This window comes from Bacillus sp. BSL6 (assembly GCF_052928345.1).
Window position 1 is genome coordinate 121,724 of record NZ_JAVGCW010000005.1, and the last position, 16,518, is coordinate 138,241.

Here is a 16,518-nt window from a genome sequence, read left to right on the forward strand (position 1 = left end):
CTCTCCTTTACACAATCATTCGAACGGCTACAACACCTGTAATTTTGCTTATATTTTCCACAATGTTCTCTTTTATTATATCATCAATTCCGTTATCGATATCAATCATTGTGTACGCCCAAGAATGTTTACTTCGATTAATCATATCTGCAATATTAATATGATGCTCTGCTAAACACCCTGTAATTTGTCCTACCATGTTCGGAACATTTTGATGCATGATTGTAATACGTTTCTTTCCGATATACGGCAGCTCAACATTCGGATAGTTGACTGAATTACAAATATTTCCTGTCTCTAAATATTCACGTAATTGACGAGCTGCCATGACTGCACAATTTTCTTCTGATTCAGACGTAGATGCGCCAAGGTGAGGCGTCGCTGTTACATTTTTCATCTTTATCACATTTTCATTCGGGAAATCCGTTACGTAATGTGCAATAACCTCTTCTTCTAACGCATTTTGAAGAACTTTTTCATCTACAAGTTCTCCTCTAGAGAAATTGAATAGACGCATACCTTTTTTCATCTTCTCTACAGCGTGTTCTCCAATAATCCCTTTTGTTTGATTCGTAAGAGGAATATGAAGGGTAATATAATCACACGTTGCAAAAATTTCATCTAAACTAAATGCTCTTTGCACATGTGTAGAAAGGCGCCAAGCTGTTTCAACTGAAATGTAAGGGTCATATCCGACAACGTCCATCCCTAAAGCTAACGCATCGTTCGCAACTAAAGCACCAATTGCGCCAAGTCCGATAACACCTAGACGTTTCCCTGCAATTTCTGATCCAACGAATTGTTTTTTTCCTGATTCAACAAGCTGCGGTACTTCTTCACCTTCTAAATTTTTCGTCCAGCTTACTCCGTTAATAATGTTACGTGAAGACATAATAAGACTGGCGATAATGAGTTCCTTTACTGCATTGGCATTTGCCCCTGGCGTATTAAAGACTACAATCCCTTTTTCTGTACATCGCTCGACAGGAATATTATTTACCCCTGCACCAGCTCTCGCAATCGCCTTTAAACTTTTTGAAAATTCTTCTTGATGTAAAGAATAACTGCGAAGTAAAATACCATCTGGATGATTGATTCTCTCCCCTACTTCATAACGCTCTCCGCTAAGCACTTGCAAACCTTTTTCTGCAATTTGATTTAACGTTTGAACACGAAACATATCCCCATCTCCCTATCTATTCTCAAGCTCAAATTCCTTCATATAATTTACTAATTGCTGTACGCCTTGTACTGGCATCGCATTATAAATACTTGCGCGCATACCACCGACTGATCGATGTCCTTTTAGCGTAACAAGTCCTCGTTCTTTCGCTTTTTGTAGAAACTCACTGTTCAGCTCTTCTGACGGTGTTGTAAACGGAATGTTCATAAGTGATCGATACGTAGGATCAACTGGTGAAGTAAACAATTTTGATTCATCTAAGAAATTATAAAGAAGTGAAGATTTCATTCTATTTTGTTCTTCAATCGCAGATACCCCACCTTGCTCTTTCAGCCACTCTAGTACAAGTTTCGTTACGTAAATACTAAAGGACGGCGGTGTATTATATAAGGAGTTATTTTTACTGTAAGTTTCATAGTTTAACATCGTAGGACAAGAGCGATCTGCTCCCCCAATTAAATCTCTTTTTATAATTGCAATCGTTAAGCCTGCTGGCCCTAAATTCTTTTGCGCTCCCGCATATATAAGACCAAACTTTGAAACATCATATCGTTCTGATAAAATATTTGAGGACATATCCGCAACGAGCGGTACTTTATCTACATGTGGAATGTCCACATATTTCGTACCCTCTATTGTATTGTTCGTTGTTATATGTACATAATCTAGTTTTTCATCGCCTAATAAACCATCCAGTTTAGGAATTGTAGTAAACTTCTCATTTTCAGAAGAAGCAATCACTTGTACTTCTCCAACTTTTTCAGCTTCTTGCAGTGCCTTTTTAGACCATGAACCAGTCAATACGTACCCTGCTTTTTTATACGTATTCATTAAATTTAACGGTATCATAGAGAATTGTAATGAAGCACCACCTTGTAAAAACAATACTTCATACTCATCAGGAATGTTCATTAATTCACGAAGTAAGCTACCCGCTTCATCTATAATACTTTGAAAATAAGAAGATCGGTGACTCATTTCCATAATAGACATGCCTGTCCCGTTATAATTTACAAGCTCCTTTTGCACTTTTTCTAAAACTGGCAAAGGGAGTATTGATGGTCCAGCTGAAAAATTATACACTCTCTCCATCACCCTAATAACCTCCCTATTTCTCATCTTTTATTTTTTAAACTTTCTGAATTATACCCTACAATACAAGACACGGTCAATTTGTTTTCTATTATTACGGCGTAAGACGCAATGGAATCGCTTGCAAGTGCCAATGTTTTTATAAACACACAAAAAAGTGTTAAGTACATAATCGTACTTAACACTCTAGTAATAAAAGAATAATAGCTAATTATCCGTAAAGAACCGATCAAAAATTTGATAAATTGCAGAAAGACCAATGAGCCAATAAATAGTGTCCACAAGCGCCGGCATAGAACCAAACCATTTCTCAACTACATTGTAATCTAACGCTACAAATAACCAATTCAAACCGCCAAGAATCACCAAAATTACTGTAAGGTAAGACAAAAATTTCATTATGATTGCCCCCTAGGTGATAAGATGGTGAAAGGCCTTTCACTAGAAATATATGTGGTAAACTTTAAAACTTACCTATTTTATAAAAATTATTTTCGGTACCAGCCGTTAATAACTGATGCCGTTTCTTGACTATGTATTTGATACGCATGCGTACTATTATTAGATCCAATAAACCAAATTGAAAAGCCTTTAAAATATGGCTTCGGTTCTAATACGTCACGGTAAGCGCGCCATCCGTTTAATTGTACGTCTTTTGAAAACACGTTAGAAACATCTGGATTCCACGGATTTTGCAAGCCTAGTTCACGCGCCGGAACGTTAAATCCGCCAAAGTAAACCGGTTTTCCTGTTGCTTTATGTAATTGTTCTAGTTGCTGAACAACATTTTGTCCACGGTTATATACTGTCGTCGCAAATAAACTTTGCTTCACTTCTTCGTATGATGGATTTCTTTTTTCCGAAACTTCAAACCAACTATCGATACTAACAATGTCTACCTTCTTTAAATACGGACGATTTATTTTCTCAACAAACTTCGCTTCATATGAAGGATCCCAGCTTGCTGTTAACCACCAATTCATTTGATACAAAACATTTCCTTTATACTGCTGGCGAACAAAATCAATCGTATCGCTCCAATATCCTTCTGCATACTCCATATTAACGAAATTAGAAGCAATCTTGAGCCCGTACACATTGTATTTACTTGTAATCGAGTTAAAGATGTCTTGCAAAATAACCGTTTTCCAATTCCAGAAGAAATCATTAATATTACTTGGATTCCATTCCGTTTCTCCAACATTTCCTTGCTGAATATATGGGAACGGTTCTACTATAACTTGAATATTACGCTTTAATAATTCTTGAATTAAAATAATAGCCTGTTGCTTTTGCGCTTGATTAATTACCATGTTCGTAGAAGTCACATTCGGAATATCTACCTGAATTGGTACATTTACTGTATTTAAATTTAAGCGCTCTACATCAGCTAACACTTTCGCTACATTTCCAACTTCCCATACCGTTACATTTCCTGATTTAATTTTTCCAGATTGAACAGTATTTACATCTGCCTGTACATTTCCTTGAAAACAAAAAGAAAACAGCATAATAAACACTCCTAAAAAACTTATTAAACTCTTATTTTTCTTCACAACTTTCCCCCTATAATTTTTGGCTTTCTTGATTATTTTATACAACGTTTCATATATATTCCACAAAAAATCCAATAAATTTTTTATTGATAAAAATGCTATTCATACTAACCTCCTAAAAATAGTAAGATAAATAAAAAAAGGAACGGGTTTCCGCTCCTTTTTTATCTTTTTACGATTATCAATCCATTTCCCTTTTAGGCTCTACCAACATAATGTGAGATTCCTTTTCAGTGAAAGGTTTATGCTCGACGCCTCTTGGGACAATATACATCTCGCCCTTAGAAATTTTCACCTGTCCATCACGAAAATCGATGAACATCTCCCCTTCAAGCACAATAAATAGCTTATCTGTATTAGGATGCTCATGCCATATAAAATCTCCATTAGCTTTAAAAAGCTGAATTTGATCGTCATTCATTTCACTAATCACTTGTGGATACCAATAATCATTAATTTTAGATAACTCGTCATTTAGTTTAATAGGTTGGTAATGGATAATGATCCCTCCTCATTTTCAACTTCCACTATATTACAGTAATCTAAGTAAAAAAGTCGTTATTACGCTTAAAAAGAAAATGCTCAGGCCAGAACTTTTCATTCAAATAGTACAAAGGAGTGATTTCAATGAAAGTACTTTCAATCCAATGTTTCCTTTAACTCTCCATAAGTATAGAACAGTGATTTTCAAATAAGAATGGACCCCTGTTGACATTAGTATGGATTATTGATGAACTTCTCGCGATATTTAGTAGGCGAAATGCCAACTCGCTTCTTGAAAACTCTACTAAAATAAAAAGGGTCTGCGATTCCAACAGCCTGCGCAATTTGTTGTACAGGCACACCACTTGTACATAACATTTTTTGAGCCATCTTTATACGATAGTTCAATAAATATTCTGCTGGCCCCATACCTGCATGCTTTCTAAACACGTAAGAAAGACGATTTCGATTAACATTATTTTGTTCTGTAAGCACATGTATTGTAATATCTTTATAATAGTATTTATGAACGTAACTAGATATTCGTTCGAATAAAGTATACGATTCATAGTTGTTTTCTCTATTGACAACACTTAATAAAGCTTCATTCAACGCTTCGCGAAACAGCATTTCAGTCTGAAACATCGAAATGCCTCCTCGCTGATTATACACATCCCAAAGACGCATAAGTAATTCGACAAGACGAGGAGATTGTCCTGTTAACAATTCAAAATGCTGATGAGTAAAGCCAGAGTCTTCTCGTTCTGAATTGCTTATCCGATATAAAACAAGAATATATTCCCAGTTTATTTCACCAAGCATTTTATGGGCTAATGTCATTTTTGCACCCCCATGTATAACTTTTCCTGGGGAAAGGATATACGGCGTACCATTAAATTGAAATTGCGTCTTCCCTGTAAGTGGAAATACAAATCCTGGGAAAGAATCTGTAGACTCAGCACAAGGCACACCTGGATTTTTAGCATAACGATATACTCCTTCTACTCGGAAAGGAGTATTGGCAAGATACTCTGCTAACTCATTCACGTCCAACTTCACAATGCAAGCCTCATTTCAATTATAGTTTTCTTGTAATTCGTGAGATTAATTGGTGTACATTCTGGGCAACGCTAAACTAAAAATAGTACATACGACTTAACAACATCTAGTTATTAACCTATAAATATATTGTTTTTCATTTATTGACAAAAGTATCCTCCCTATATTATTGATAATGATTTTCATTGTAGTTTGATAAAAAAACATTTGTCAAGTTGGATGGCCTAGAAAAATGATGAAACAAGGGGTACAGAGGAACAGTTCTGTTGCAAATAATATCTGGTCTTTGTTAACTAATTCCCCTTAAAACTGGAATGATCATGTTAATAGTTGTAATGGCTTTATTAGTTACAGCACTTGCAGCATGTAGAAATAATCGTAATCCTGAAGAGGTTGCTACAGCGTATTTCGAATATGGAAACAGCCTACTATCCAATTAAACGATAGTAGGCTGGCTGTTAAAATGATTTAAGAACTGGGTTATGTTCTAAATGATAAGATTTCATTATCAAAAAGATTATTACTAGTCCTCTCCACAAACAAAAACACTCTATCACTTCGGCTCCAAATTTAACACCTTCCCTTCTATCCCCTCCGTATTCAATGTAGTCGTATGATACGTGCCATTTACCCAATCATCTATTTGATCATGATACCAATCACTTCTAAAATGTCCTGATTGTCCTGGTCCTACGATATGATAACCGTTTGACATATCTTTCGTATCAATAACGAATCGCCAAGAAGCTCCGTGATTGACAATACCGTTATCTCCGTAACTCGCCGCTTGAACGGTAACTTGACTTCCGCCAATTGGAACTGGTTTCTCACGATTAAATGCTAGTAACGCTAACATACTAGATGATTTTGAGATTGGATGTGTAAAAGCAAGTTGATGGTAATCGCCCCACTTCCACTCTGTAACATCGGGTCCATATTCCTTCTGTAATTTCTTCATTACATTCTCGTACGATGTATGCACAACTTTTGTGAAGCCCCCGTATTTCTTAAACCAAGCGCTATTTTCTCCTGCTACTTCTTTTCGAATCAATTCATCCACAACTTGTGACTTCCCTTCAAATAACTCCATCACATCTTTCGGTATTTCTTTTGAAAATAACGTATTTGAAATCTCTTTCATTAACAAATGGAATAGTAACGGTGCCGCCTCATCTTTACTATCGTAAAAATTCCACTTCGTTAATTGTTTTACACCTTCTTTCTCTACTTCATTTAAAGATACTTTATTTAACTCTTTTAAAAATATAGGAGTAAACTCTTTCCCGTATAAATTTTTTTGATCCATCTGTAATTTTTCTAAATCTTTCACTGTATATTTTTCCTTCTCTTGTAAAAACTCTTGAATACGCATTTGCCTATATGGCTGCGCCCACGTATTACTAATATGATACGGATAATTATCATCTACAATTTTATTATTCGCAGTTGAAATAAACCCTTGTTTTGGATTGATTACTTTTGGAAGCTGATCATACGGAATATACCCTTCCCATTCATATTCATCTGTCCATCCTGGAACAGGTAAACTACCATCACCTTTTTTACGCACTGGTATATTTCCATTTGCTTTATAAGCAATTGTGCCGTCGTTTGATGCAAATACAAAGTTTTGAGTTGGGGTATGGAAATCTTGAAGAGCCGTTTCAAACTCATTCCAGTCTTTCGCCTTATTCATATTTAATACAGCCTTTAATTCAGCGGAAGGCTCCAAAGCAGTCCATTTCAAAGCGAATACTGTTTTCGTTTTCTTCTTCCCCTTATCCGCAAACTCTGAAATAACTGGACCATGCCTCGTAACGGTAACGTTATACGGTATTGTCTTTCCGCCTTTTACTTTAATAGATTCATCAACCACTGTAGCTTTTTCCCACTTATCGTTATACAGAAATTCATTTTCATTATTAGGATTTCTCTTCTCAATATATAAATCTTGCACATCAGGACCTGTATTCGTAACGCCCCATGCTATTTTGTCATTGTGTCCTAATATAACCCCGGGTACGCCAGCGAAAATAACGCCACTCACATGTAAATCTTTCATCTCAAGTTTCGATTGATACCAAATAGAAGGTGTCGCAAGTGATAAATGAGGATCATCCGCTAAAATTGGCTTACCAGACGCACTCTTCTCACCGCTTATAACCCAGTTATTACTACCATTAAACTCTGGTGGAATGATTGCTTTTGCAAAACTTTGTGCTACGTTTACATTTGTATTTTTCAGTTCAGCTAGCAATCTAGGCGCATCTTTCGGATATGTAGGAAATAACTCATTTACTTGCTCTTTCGGCAAATTTTTCAGCGCCCAATATCGAAATGCCTGTCCGTGCCAATGTCCGCCTAAATCAAACGCCATATACTTTCCAATTGTTAACGTATCAACAATAGACCATTCAGCAGGTTCGTAGCCTAATATAGTAAACTCGACCGGCAATTTCTTTTCCTCTTTTGCCTCACGTATAAAAGCGTTCACCCCATCAGCAAATGACTGCAGAGCAAATTTCGCTTCTCCATCATATTGGCTAACAGACGCTTCGGCTGCTCGCCGTAAACCGAGCGTTCGAAACAACTTATCTCGATCAACAGCTGCTTCCCCCACAACTTCACTTAACATCCCAGAAGCCTGCCTTCTACTTAAATCCATTTGAAATAATCGATCTTGCGCTTGTACATACCCTTGCGAAAAATATAAATCATGTGCATTTTCCGCTTTAATATGTGGTACTCCTTTACTATCTCGCTTTACCGTAACAGCACGTTGTAAATCCTCTAGTTTTATCGTTCCATCTATCTTTGGCACAGATTTCAGCGTATATATGTTTAAAAAAATCGCTGTACAAATAACTAATAAAAGAACGATACTACTAGACCAAATGAAAATTTTCTTACCCCTAGTTCGTTTCTTCTTTATAACAACTTCCATATAACCCCTCCTTTCTCAAACTATTCGCTTCTATTTTGAAAGAACCTTTTTGAAAAGTTGAAAACCCCCTTCATTTTCCTACAAATGAAGGGGGAATTTTTATCGTTTATTACGCCAGCTTTCATTATGACCAAGATTTGAATCGGTCGCTAATTGTACATCATATAATATTTCACTAAAGAAATACTTATCTACTTCTTTTGGCACAATGCGTCTTTCATCATCAATTTCATCGTATTCATATGAACCACGATTCACTGTACCTGCTTTATAAAATTCAATATCATACACACATATATCTTCTTCATCTTCATAGCCAATCGGCGCTCCGCTAAATGACAGTTGTGCCCCTAATCCAGTGCGAGTATCTTCTTTATAAAACGTATAATACACACCGCCATCTTGAACTGATCCGCGAATCCATCCAAGTTTCGTCATCTTACCGAATAACGAGCGACCATTTAATAAAATACCACCAAACCTCTCAACAGTAACCTTATCATTTTCCTCTACTACAAACACTGGACGTTCCATTTGTAAGAACGGCTGGACAATCTTAGAATGTTCCAGTTGCTCTTTCCACAATTCCTTTTCCGTTTCGGATAATTCTAACGGATGAATGAAACCAATCACGGTTCCAGACGAAAATTCATGATTCTCTCCTATCACCGAATAAAACGTACCATCCTCCGCATAACGGAACATTTCCAGTAACTTTCCTTCCGTATATTCACCCCAAATAAGTGAAGTTGCAAATTGCTTCATAATTGGATTCTCCAGAAATAGCGCCTTCCACGAATCGTATGACCAATAGCGCTTTCTTGATAGAGCAGCTTCCAAACGTTGTTTCTGCATGGAAAGAGCACTTCGAAGCTCTTTCTTTAAAGTGGATACCTCTCTCTTAGCTAATTCAGCTTTTTCTATATCATCTTTTGCATTCGGCTTTGGAAGTGACTTCATACGTTTCCCTTCTTCTGTCTCTAATTCAATTTTTGACTCTGCAGTTAATATGGCCGTAAAACACCTATTCCCAAAATCAATCTCCTTCTCACCACGTATATTGAAACCAAGATTTGGTACCAGTTGATCTTCCAGCTCCTCTTCCGTTATACTACGTGTTTTTGCAGCGAGACTTAGTGCTTCTTTTGCCGCATTACGCACTTGTTTATGTTTATATTTAAAGGCCATTGCATGAATAGACATAAGTGCAAGCTTAGATGAGGACAAGCCTAAAGCCCGAACAGCATCAGCTGCAATTTTCCCTCGCATATCGAGCACCCATTCATCGATTTGCTTTTTCAGTATGCCGACCATTTTGTCATCACTATATATTCCATATAACGAAAGAATACCGCGTTTCTTCACATCTGCATCTTGAGAAATCCATGTTTGATATATTTCTTGCACACATTCTTTCAAGTCCTGTTCATTTAAAGTACTCCCAATCGCTTCAACTTCTTCTTTCTTCTCGATAACAGAATCTGAAATGTACTGCCGCAAATAAGCTAATGGAATTGTAGCATCGGCAATTTCATTAGAATGACGAAGACGGATTTGTGGTTCATCCCCAATCAATTGCAGAAGTGAATTTCTTTTTTGTTCCGTTACGATACGGCCACAAAGTTCTTCTATATTTTCTGCGCTTCTCCCCACTTCAAGTAATGGAGCAAATTTCTCGGCCAAAGAGGCATTCTTCTTATCTTGCAAAGCTTCCTGTACAAGTTCTGTATATTTTTCGATCTTATACTCTATAAGCAGTTTCATCACATTTTCACGAACAATTTTCTTTTTATTATGAAGTTCAACCGCTACATATTCTGCCGCTTCTATGTCTTTTGAAAGCAGCTCAACTATAGACTTACGTAATTTTTTAGATGAATCACCTAAGTTTTTAATTAAAACTGGACGTATTTCAACCTTGTTATCTCTTGCTAATTCATTCAAAATATACGCTTTTGCCTCAGCAGAATACGTATCAAATCGTTCTATTATGTATGCCTGTTCTTTTACAATGATTGTAACGAGCGCTTCCTTCGCTTTATTTCTCTCTTCTACATAATGTGAGACTTGTTCAACTGAATAATCGATCAGCTTTTCCTTACTTAGCCCGTAAGAAAGTAGATCTTCTATTATTTGTTCTGGTTCTATTCCTCTAATTGAACACTCATACAGAAGTTCATATAAATTAAAACTATATACATCTCCAAATTGCAAGGTAAGTGCCGCTTCTCTTTTTGCTACATCATCTATATCCCAAAGAAGTACAACTTCTAAAACTGGCATATCCCAATACATATTTCTATATTTCGGGTTTGTAAGTATTTGCTTCATTTCATCAAATGACAATTTCCCGAGTAAATAATCACGATACGTATCCCGCACCGTAGACAACTTAAGTTGCAAAGCAGCGATAAAAAATTCTTCTCGCATTCTCCCTCTATTTAACTCATGTCCTTTTTCAGCTAACGTTCGTGCGATTATGAGGTAATTACTTTTACTTACATACTGCAAAGTACGTTGAACAAATTCAGGATTTTCTTCCGCCACGGAGCATAACATTTCATATTCATACGCTTTACAAAATTCTTCATTATTTAAATCATGTTGCCTCAGGCGGTGCGCAAAGAATCTTTCCTCAGAAATCCAAAACTGTTTACAAAAGCTTTGAATTTCATTATAGGTTTTCTTATTTACACTCCCTGTTCGTTTATAGTTTTGAGGCTGATTGAGAGTTTGACACACGTAACGCGTAGCATGATTTATAAACCCCCACACGTTTTTCTTTGCTAATATTTCCACATATCGCCTCGCAACGTTTGAATACTTATGAACATGAAATAATAGTCGCCAAATATAGTCTGGTAAATTTCCACCTAAAAATAATTCCCTATCACTTTCATCTTTTATATATCTTTCAGTTGCTTCAATCTTTTCCTTTTCCCCATTCAAATTCAAAATAAATTCAGCATGTTCTTTTAATCTCTCTTCCAATAAAGAGCTATACGTATGGAACCTCTCATAATCTACTTCAAACATTACGAGAAGTAGTGATAGTTGCTGTTGATTTGATAATTTTAATAGCTGCTCTTCTATATAATTCGGATTCTCATCTATTAATTCTCGAAGAAAAACATATGCCTCATTTACATAACTCGAAATATTAGCTAAATATTTACAAGAAATTACTACAAGTTTATCCAATGGAAGTGCACTTTTCTCTAAATAAACCTTCATATTAGCAAAATCCACATATTTAAACCTTATTATAAGAACATTTAACAACTGTTCTCCTAATAAATAATAGAATAATCGTAAGAAAGCTGGATCTTGCTTATATACCTTCCTAAAATCATTTATAAACTGATTTGCAAAATCACTTCTTTTTTGATCTCTAATTGTCGTTAGTTGTATATTATTTAAAATCTCTTCTTCTCTCGTTTTTAAATAACGTAATGATAATTGTTCCTGCTCTTCTGTCATATGAATATATTGAAATAAACGAGCTGTATTTATAGTCAAACTTTGTTCCCCCGCATCTGTTGATCCATTATAAAAATACCCTTATTTACTTGTATGTAGTATAGCATAAAACTCGCAATAACGAACATACATTCTACATTAAGTTAATGTAAATTAAAACACACTACTCAAAACACTTCTCCTTCTCTCTAAACTACCCATTACACACTTCTCTCCACCATATTCGATACACCAATTCCTCAAAATCCCCTTCACATAAGCGAGCGTTCTCTTATTATGTTCAAACGCAATTTTAAGCGCCTCTAATACTCTCTCTCCTGAAACTTTTCGTATCCATTCTTTCAATTCCTTCACGATATATGGGGATAGACTACTTATATGTTGCTCGTAAAACTTATAAACTTCACTATGTAGAGTGTCCTCTTCCACTTCCACATCTTTTATTTCTTCAACAACTTCTTGTAAACTACTAGTATCCTCTTCCTTTGGCATACCAAAATACTGCAATAACAATGGGATCTTCCATTTTTCTTCCAGACATGTACGTAAAAACATATGTATGAATTCTTTATTTTTTACAGTCTTTAACTCACGTAACACACATTTTTCTACATTCGTATTTAAAATAGGATTATAGTGTAGCCAATTTATTATATATAACTCTTTCGTTTCCGCATCGTATAAAATTTTTCCGTATTCTACAAACCTATTTAATAACTTCTCAACAGTCTCCATATTGTAACCTGTTTCAAGTTCTGCCACACGCTTCGGTAATACGTAAACTCCACATTGCTTCGTTTTCGTACCAGTTAACAAATATATGTAAAAATAACGCTCCTCTGGCGTTAAATCTAATATGAATTCATCTTGCCAAAAGTTCACTTGCACATTACGGTACACCGCCATATGTTTACCTCCCCCTCGCACTTATAAAAAGGCAGATTTCAATCCTTCAATATACATATAGGAGTGAGGGATTGGTTTTTGCAGTTGAATTCCAAATTTTTTTAACTACTACAACGACGGTTTTATTTTTTCGCGCTTTTTTGTTCTTGTAGTTGTTTTTGTTTTGTTTTGTTTTTTCTTTTCTTAGTGATTTATTACTTGGTAGGTGCTTATAAGGGGCTTGGAAGGGGCTTAATAAGGGCTTATATAAAAAGGAGCTGTTCCAAATTCTCATTTTGGATAGCTCCTTTATGATTCTTTCTATTTTTGACTTGCATCTAACATCTTCACTAAAAAGGAAGCTGCTTCACCACGAGTTGCTGTCCCTTTAGGATTAAACTCATTATTTCCAACACCAGTAACTACTTTTAAGCTATATAATCGTTGAACAGGCTGTTTATATGTGATCAAATGTTTATCCCTAAATGGCAATGCAACTAATTCACCTGTAACACCGTTATACTGTAATGCGTTGTCAATCATGATCGATGCTTCTTCACGTGTGATAGATGCGTTAGGATCAAAAATCCCGCCACCACGACCGTTAATAATTCCCGCACTTGCACTACGTTTAATACCGCTATGAAGTGATGGATGCGCTTTATTAATGTCTACAAATGACTTATTTCCTTCCGGTAGCTTGAGAGCATTTGAGATTAATGTTGCAAACTCAGCTCTCGTAACATTACGATAAGGCGCAAATACACCATTTCCTTCACCGTTCATAATTCCTAGGCTGTTCAGCTTACGAATGTTCCCTTCAAACCATCCACCTGTAATATCATCTTTTGGTTTTTGTACTTCTTTATGTGGCATATTATAGTTTATTTTAATCCAACTTGGGTTATAGAAAATCCACTCATCGTTACCTACTTTATACCAACCATTTTTAACTGCTAACACTTTGTAACGATCTCCGTTTGAAGCTTTACGAACGATATGATGTTCAAGTCCCGAACCACTACGTACGTTTATACCATCACCATTCACTACAAGCTCCATATTAGGTTCAGCTGGATTATATTCATTGGAATCAAATAACTCATTTCTTTCTTGTAAAGGCGAATCAATTTGTGCGTTAACATTTGCATACCATTGAATACCTTGTACGAAGCCAGTCCAATTCCCACGGGAAATTAAAATATCAGGACAGTTTTTCCCGCTCCATTGTTGATGCCTATAAATGTGGTCCGCACTAATACCTTCTTTGTTCATTAAATAACCTGCAAGTCTCTTTGCATTCTCTAACGCTTTATTGTAATCTCCATCTTGGTTAACTGAAATTTCAATCCCGATAGATTCTCTATTTCCTAATCCATCCCCATCTCCTGCATGCCAACCGTTTTCATTTGTTGGTAAGTGCTGATAAATTTGTTTATCGTCTACAGTAAAATGCCATGAAGCTGTTCGGAACGTACCTTCCGTTGCTTGTTTATACAAATACTTCGCATGGTTTTCAGCATTTGCACCGCGGGCAGTGTTTGCAGTTTCGTGAATTGTAATATAACGTGCTTTCATCGGATTAGCTGGGCGAATATCAGGGTTTCCTGCTGGAACAATCCACTCTACAAATGGAGTACCTGCAAGCGTTCCATATTTCTTCGTAGTCATCGATGCGCTATACTGAATAGCTCTCCGTTTTTCAACCGGCTTCATTTCGCGAGTAGAACCATCATTTCGACCATCTACATGTTCAAAAGCTTTTTCAATGTTTGAAATAGCTTCTTCTTCCGCTACTTGGCCTTTTTTCGCTTCTTTCATTTTATGTAATTCTTCTGATTCAGAATATTTATGCTTATATTCTTCTAAAAGAATTTTCTCATTTCCTGATACTTCCGCTTCATTAATTTGCATGTGATCAGGAGTTTCTAGATTGAAATCAGAATAACGTAACCCGCTCGTTCCACGTTCCCCTTGTGCAATACTAAGCTGGTCAGTATGAGATTTGTTTATCTCTTCTGCTGATAGTGATAAAGGTGCACTCCCTAAAATCACTAAACTTGTTGATAGTGCGATTACTCGTTTTTTTATATTCATTGCTGTAATCGATATCTACACTGTTCGTGTAAATATCTCAACCTCCCTTTATTTTCTCAATCGTGAAAGACTATGAATCTACTATGTATGAAAATATGTTTATTCCACCTTTTCATTTTATCCCCAGAAGGCGAATTATATTTTCTAAAAAATCCCTTAACAGACATTATTTTATAACCAATTGCTATTGCCGTCAAAAGAACTTGTCCCCTTTTGCACACTACTACTTCTCAAAAAATAGATTAGGATACCTTTTACTGTTTTGCTTCAACAAGAAGGATGTTTATAATTTTTCATAACTATCAAGTCTCTATTAAATAAATGCTGTTTCCTTTTACTTTTCTCTTTGAAAATATTAACATTTTTACATTCTTACGATAATATAGATGTAACCTTTTACATTGAAAAGAGTTTTATTTTGCAAAAATCCCTCATATTGATACCTGAAATGAAGAAGACCAAAAAATGATAAAAAAACGAGAGTACATACGATATTCAGCAGATGGGATATATTTTGAAGGGCTTGAAAACATAGTTAAACTATTAAAACAAAAAGTACAAGTTTAATAGTAGTTAAAGGGGATGAACTGATTGTTACATACGATTGTTTCCGATAAAGCGAAGTACCATTATGAAGGTGATTTTTCTGAAGACTTACCAATTGATCAAGCTTTTGTACATACTGGTATGTTTTTAGGATGGATACTTGAACATAATTTATTTAGTGAAGAATTTGAAGAAGAGTCCCTAGACGAAATTAAACAGTTTAAACTTAGACAAATGACTGGCACAGAAATTTATATGAACTGGGATGGCGTTTTGGCAGACGACATGTTAAATGACGAAGGCAATCAATTCGCGATGTATTACTTTAATAATGATGAGGAATGGAAGTATATAAGTGATTACTCAGACGTTTTTATAGACGAAGAAACTCTCTACCACGTAAAAGATACTTGGAAAAACTATTTCAAATTAAAAGAAGTTATTGATAATAGCTATAATTTTTGGAAAGACAACTTACAAAAAAGATAATTAATAAAGTCGATTTCTTATCTCCATAAGGAATCGACTTTATTAATATGTAATTTGCTGATTAACAGCTTACCCAAAGATCATTATCATTTTACTAACGATACTATTACTGATACCGAATTATCTATAACAGAACGTTCTGGACGTGATTTCATTAACACTGTTAATCCAATTAAAAAAGTGACTAATGTTTGCGCTACTGCTTTAGCGTTCAAATCACTTTGTAATTCTCCTGATTGAATTCCCTTCGTAATTAATTCTTGAAAAACAACCGTAAGATACATTTGATGTTCTCTAGTCAGTACTTCAAATTTTTCATTATGAGGAGCAAGTTCGACCATTGTGTTAATGCAAAAACAGCCTTTACTGAACTCTTTTTTATATTCCTCTTCCACCATATTTTCAAAAAACGTCCGAATCGCTTCTTTTACAGATTGTTCTTTTTGAAGTTTTGTTCGTATATTAGCCGCATGTAAATTTGTATATCTCCTTAATGCTGCTTCAAATAACCCCTCTTTATCACCAAATGCTGAATATAAACTCGGCTTTTGTATTTCCATTTTAGCAGTTAAATCGCTTAATGAAGTAGCTGCGTATCCCTTCTCCCAAAAGAGTTGCATAGCAGCATCCAAAGCTTTTTCTTCATCAAATTCGCGTAGTCGTGCCATTTAAAACCATCTCCTTTCTACATCTAATTATTAAGG

General features: G+C 35.5%; 13 protein-coding genes. 1 reads left to right on the forward strand and 12 read right to left on the reverse strand.

The window, feature by feature from the left end:
* Window positions 1-7: 7 nt before the first annotated feature.
* From RCJ96_RS17365 to RCJ96_RS17415, 11 genes are all read right to left on the reverse strand, one after another.
* On the reverse strand, window positions 8-1,180 hold the full coding sequence (locus RCJ96_RS17365; protein WP_446699825.1) for a 3-phosphoglycerate dehydrogenase family protein: 1,173 nt from the start codon (window positions 1,178-1,180) through the stop codon (window positions 8-10).
* Window positions 1,181-1,192: 12 nt separating this feature from the next.
* The gene (gene serC, locus RCJ96_RS17370) at window positions 1,193-2,275 is read right to left on the reverse strand and encodes a 3-phosphoserine/phosphohydroxythreonine transaminase (protein WP_074609351.1); all 1,083 of its coding nucleotides are present in this window, start codon (window positions 2,273-2,275) and stop codon (window positions 1,193-1,195) included.
* A gap of 207 nt (window positions 2,276-2,482) precedes the next feature.
* Entirely contained in the window at window positions 2,483-2,674 is a 192-nt protein-coding gene (locus tag RCJ96_RS17375; protein ID WP_000670803.1) for a DUF378 domain-containing protein, read from the reverse strand.
* An 89-nt stretch (window positions 2,675-2,763) separates the two neighbouring features.
* Complete coding sequence (locus tag RCJ96_RS17380; protein WP_242304140.1) at window positions 2,764-3,831, reverse strand: glycoside hydrolase family 113; 1,068 nt, start codon at window positions 3,829-3,831, stop codon at window positions 2,764-2,766.
* Between the two features lie 181 nt (window positions 3,832-4,012).
* Window positions 4,013-4,252: a cupin domain-containing protein gene (locus RCJ96_RS17385; protein ID WP_242304141.1), complete on the reverse strand. Its 240-nt coding sequence runs from the start codon at window positions 4,250-4,252 to the stop codon at window positions 4,013-4,015.
* A gap of 293 nt (window positions 4,253-4,545) precedes the next feature.
* The gene (locus RCJ96_RS17390) at window positions 4,546-5,373 is read right to left on the reverse strand and encodes a helix-turn-helix transcriptional regulator (RefSeq protein ID WP_242304142.1); all 828 of its coding nucleotides are present in this window, start codon (window positions 5,371-5,373) and stop codon (window positions 4,546-4,548) included.
* 553 nt (window positions 5,374-5,926) lie between these two features.
* A complete protein-coding gene (locus RCJ96_RS17395) occupies window positions 5,927-8,317 on the reverse strand; it encodes a penicillin acylase family protein (protein ID WP_074609291.1) in 2,391 nt (796 codons plus the stop codon).
* Between the two features lie 99 nt (window positions 8,318-8,416).
* Window positions 8,417-11,836 carry a DUF4132 domain-containing protein gene (locus RCJ96_RS17400; protein WP_416504060.1) on the reverse strand — a complete coding sequence of 1,140 codons (3,420 nt, stop codon included), beginning with the start codon at window positions 11,834-11,836 and terminating at the stop codon, window positions 8,417-8,419.
* A 114-nt stretch (window positions 11,837-11,950) separates the two neighbouring features.
* Window positions 11,951-12,703, reverse strand: coding sequence for a DnaD domain-containing protein (locus RCJ96_RS17405; RefSeq protein ID WP_416504059.1), 753 nt, complete (start codon window positions 12,701-12,703; stop codon window positions 11,951-11,953).
* A 46-nt stretch (window positions 12,704-12,749) separates the two neighbouring features.
* Entirely contained in the window at window positions 12,750-12,977 is a 228-nt protein-coding gene (locus tag RCJ96_RS17410; RefSeq protein WP_242304144.1) for a hypothetical protein, read from the reverse strand.
* 26 nt (window positions 12,978-13,003) lie between these two features.
* Window positions 13,004-14,779, reverse strand: coding sequence for an S-layer homology domain-containing protein (locus RCJ96_RS17415; protein ID WP_242304145.1), 1,776 nt, complete (start codon window positions 14,777-14,779; stop codon window positions 13,004-13,006).
* Window positions 14,780-15,370: 591 nt separating this feature from the next.
* On the opposite strand from RCJ96_RS17415, the gene RCJ96_RS17420 reads away from it, so the two are divergent.
* On the forward strand, window positions 15,371-15,814 hold the full coding sequence (locus RCJ96_RS17420) for a DUF7832 domain-containing protein (protein WP_242304146.1): 444 nt from the start codon (window positions 15,371-15,373) through the stop codon (window positions 15,812-15,814).
* Window positions 15,815-15,900: 86 nt separating this feature from the next.
* Here RCJ96_RS17420 and RCJ96_RS17425 read toward each other — a convergent pair whose 3' ends face one another.
* Window positions 15,901-16,482, reverse strand: a complete 582-nt coding sequence (locus RCJ96_RS17425; RefSeq protein WP_242304147.1) for a TetR/AcrR family transcriptional regulator — start codon at window positions 16,480-16,482, stop codon at window positions 15,901-15,903.
* Window positions 16,483-16,518 lie beyond the last annotated feature (36 nt).

Bases quoted from the DNA above. Each gene is read 5' to 3' on its own strand.
- RCJ96_RS17385 (WP_242304141.1), bottom strand. From the start codon at position 4,252: ATGAATGACGATCAAATTCAGCTTTTTAAAGCTAATGGAGATTTTATA.
- RCJ96_RS17405 (WP_416504059.1), bottom strand. From the start codon at position 12,703: ATGGCGGTGTACCGTAATGTGCAAGTGAACTTTTGGCAAGATGAATTC.
- RCJ96_RS17415 (WP_242304145.1), bottom strand. From the start codon at position 14,779: ATGAATATAAAAAAACGAGTAATCGCACTATCAACAAGTTTAGTGATT.
- RCJ96_RS17395 (WP_074609291.1), bottom strand. From the start codon at position 8,317: ATGGAAGTTGTTATAAAGAAGAAACGAACTAGGGGTAAGAAAATTTTC.
- RCJ96_RS17365 (WP_446699825.1), bottom strand. From the start codon at position 1,180: ATGTTTCGTGTTCAAACGTTAAATCAAATTGCAGAAAAAGGTTTGCAA.
- RCJ96_RS17410 (WP_242304144.1), bottom strand. From the start codon at position 12,977: ATGAGAATTTGGAACAGCTCCTTTTTATATAAGCCCTTATTAAGCCCC.
- RCJ96_RS17375 (WP_000670803.1), bottom strand. From the start codon at position 2,674: ATGAAATTTTTGTCTTACCTTACAGTAATTTTGGTGATTCTTGGCGGT.
- serC (WP_074609351.1), bottom strand. From the start codon at position 2,275: ATGGAGAGAGTGTATAATTTTTCAGCTGGACCATCAATACTCCCTTTG.
- RCJ96_RS17425 (WP_242304147.1), bottom strand. From the start codon at position 16,482: ATGGCACGACTACGCGAATTTGATGAAGAAAAAGCTTTGGATGCTGCT.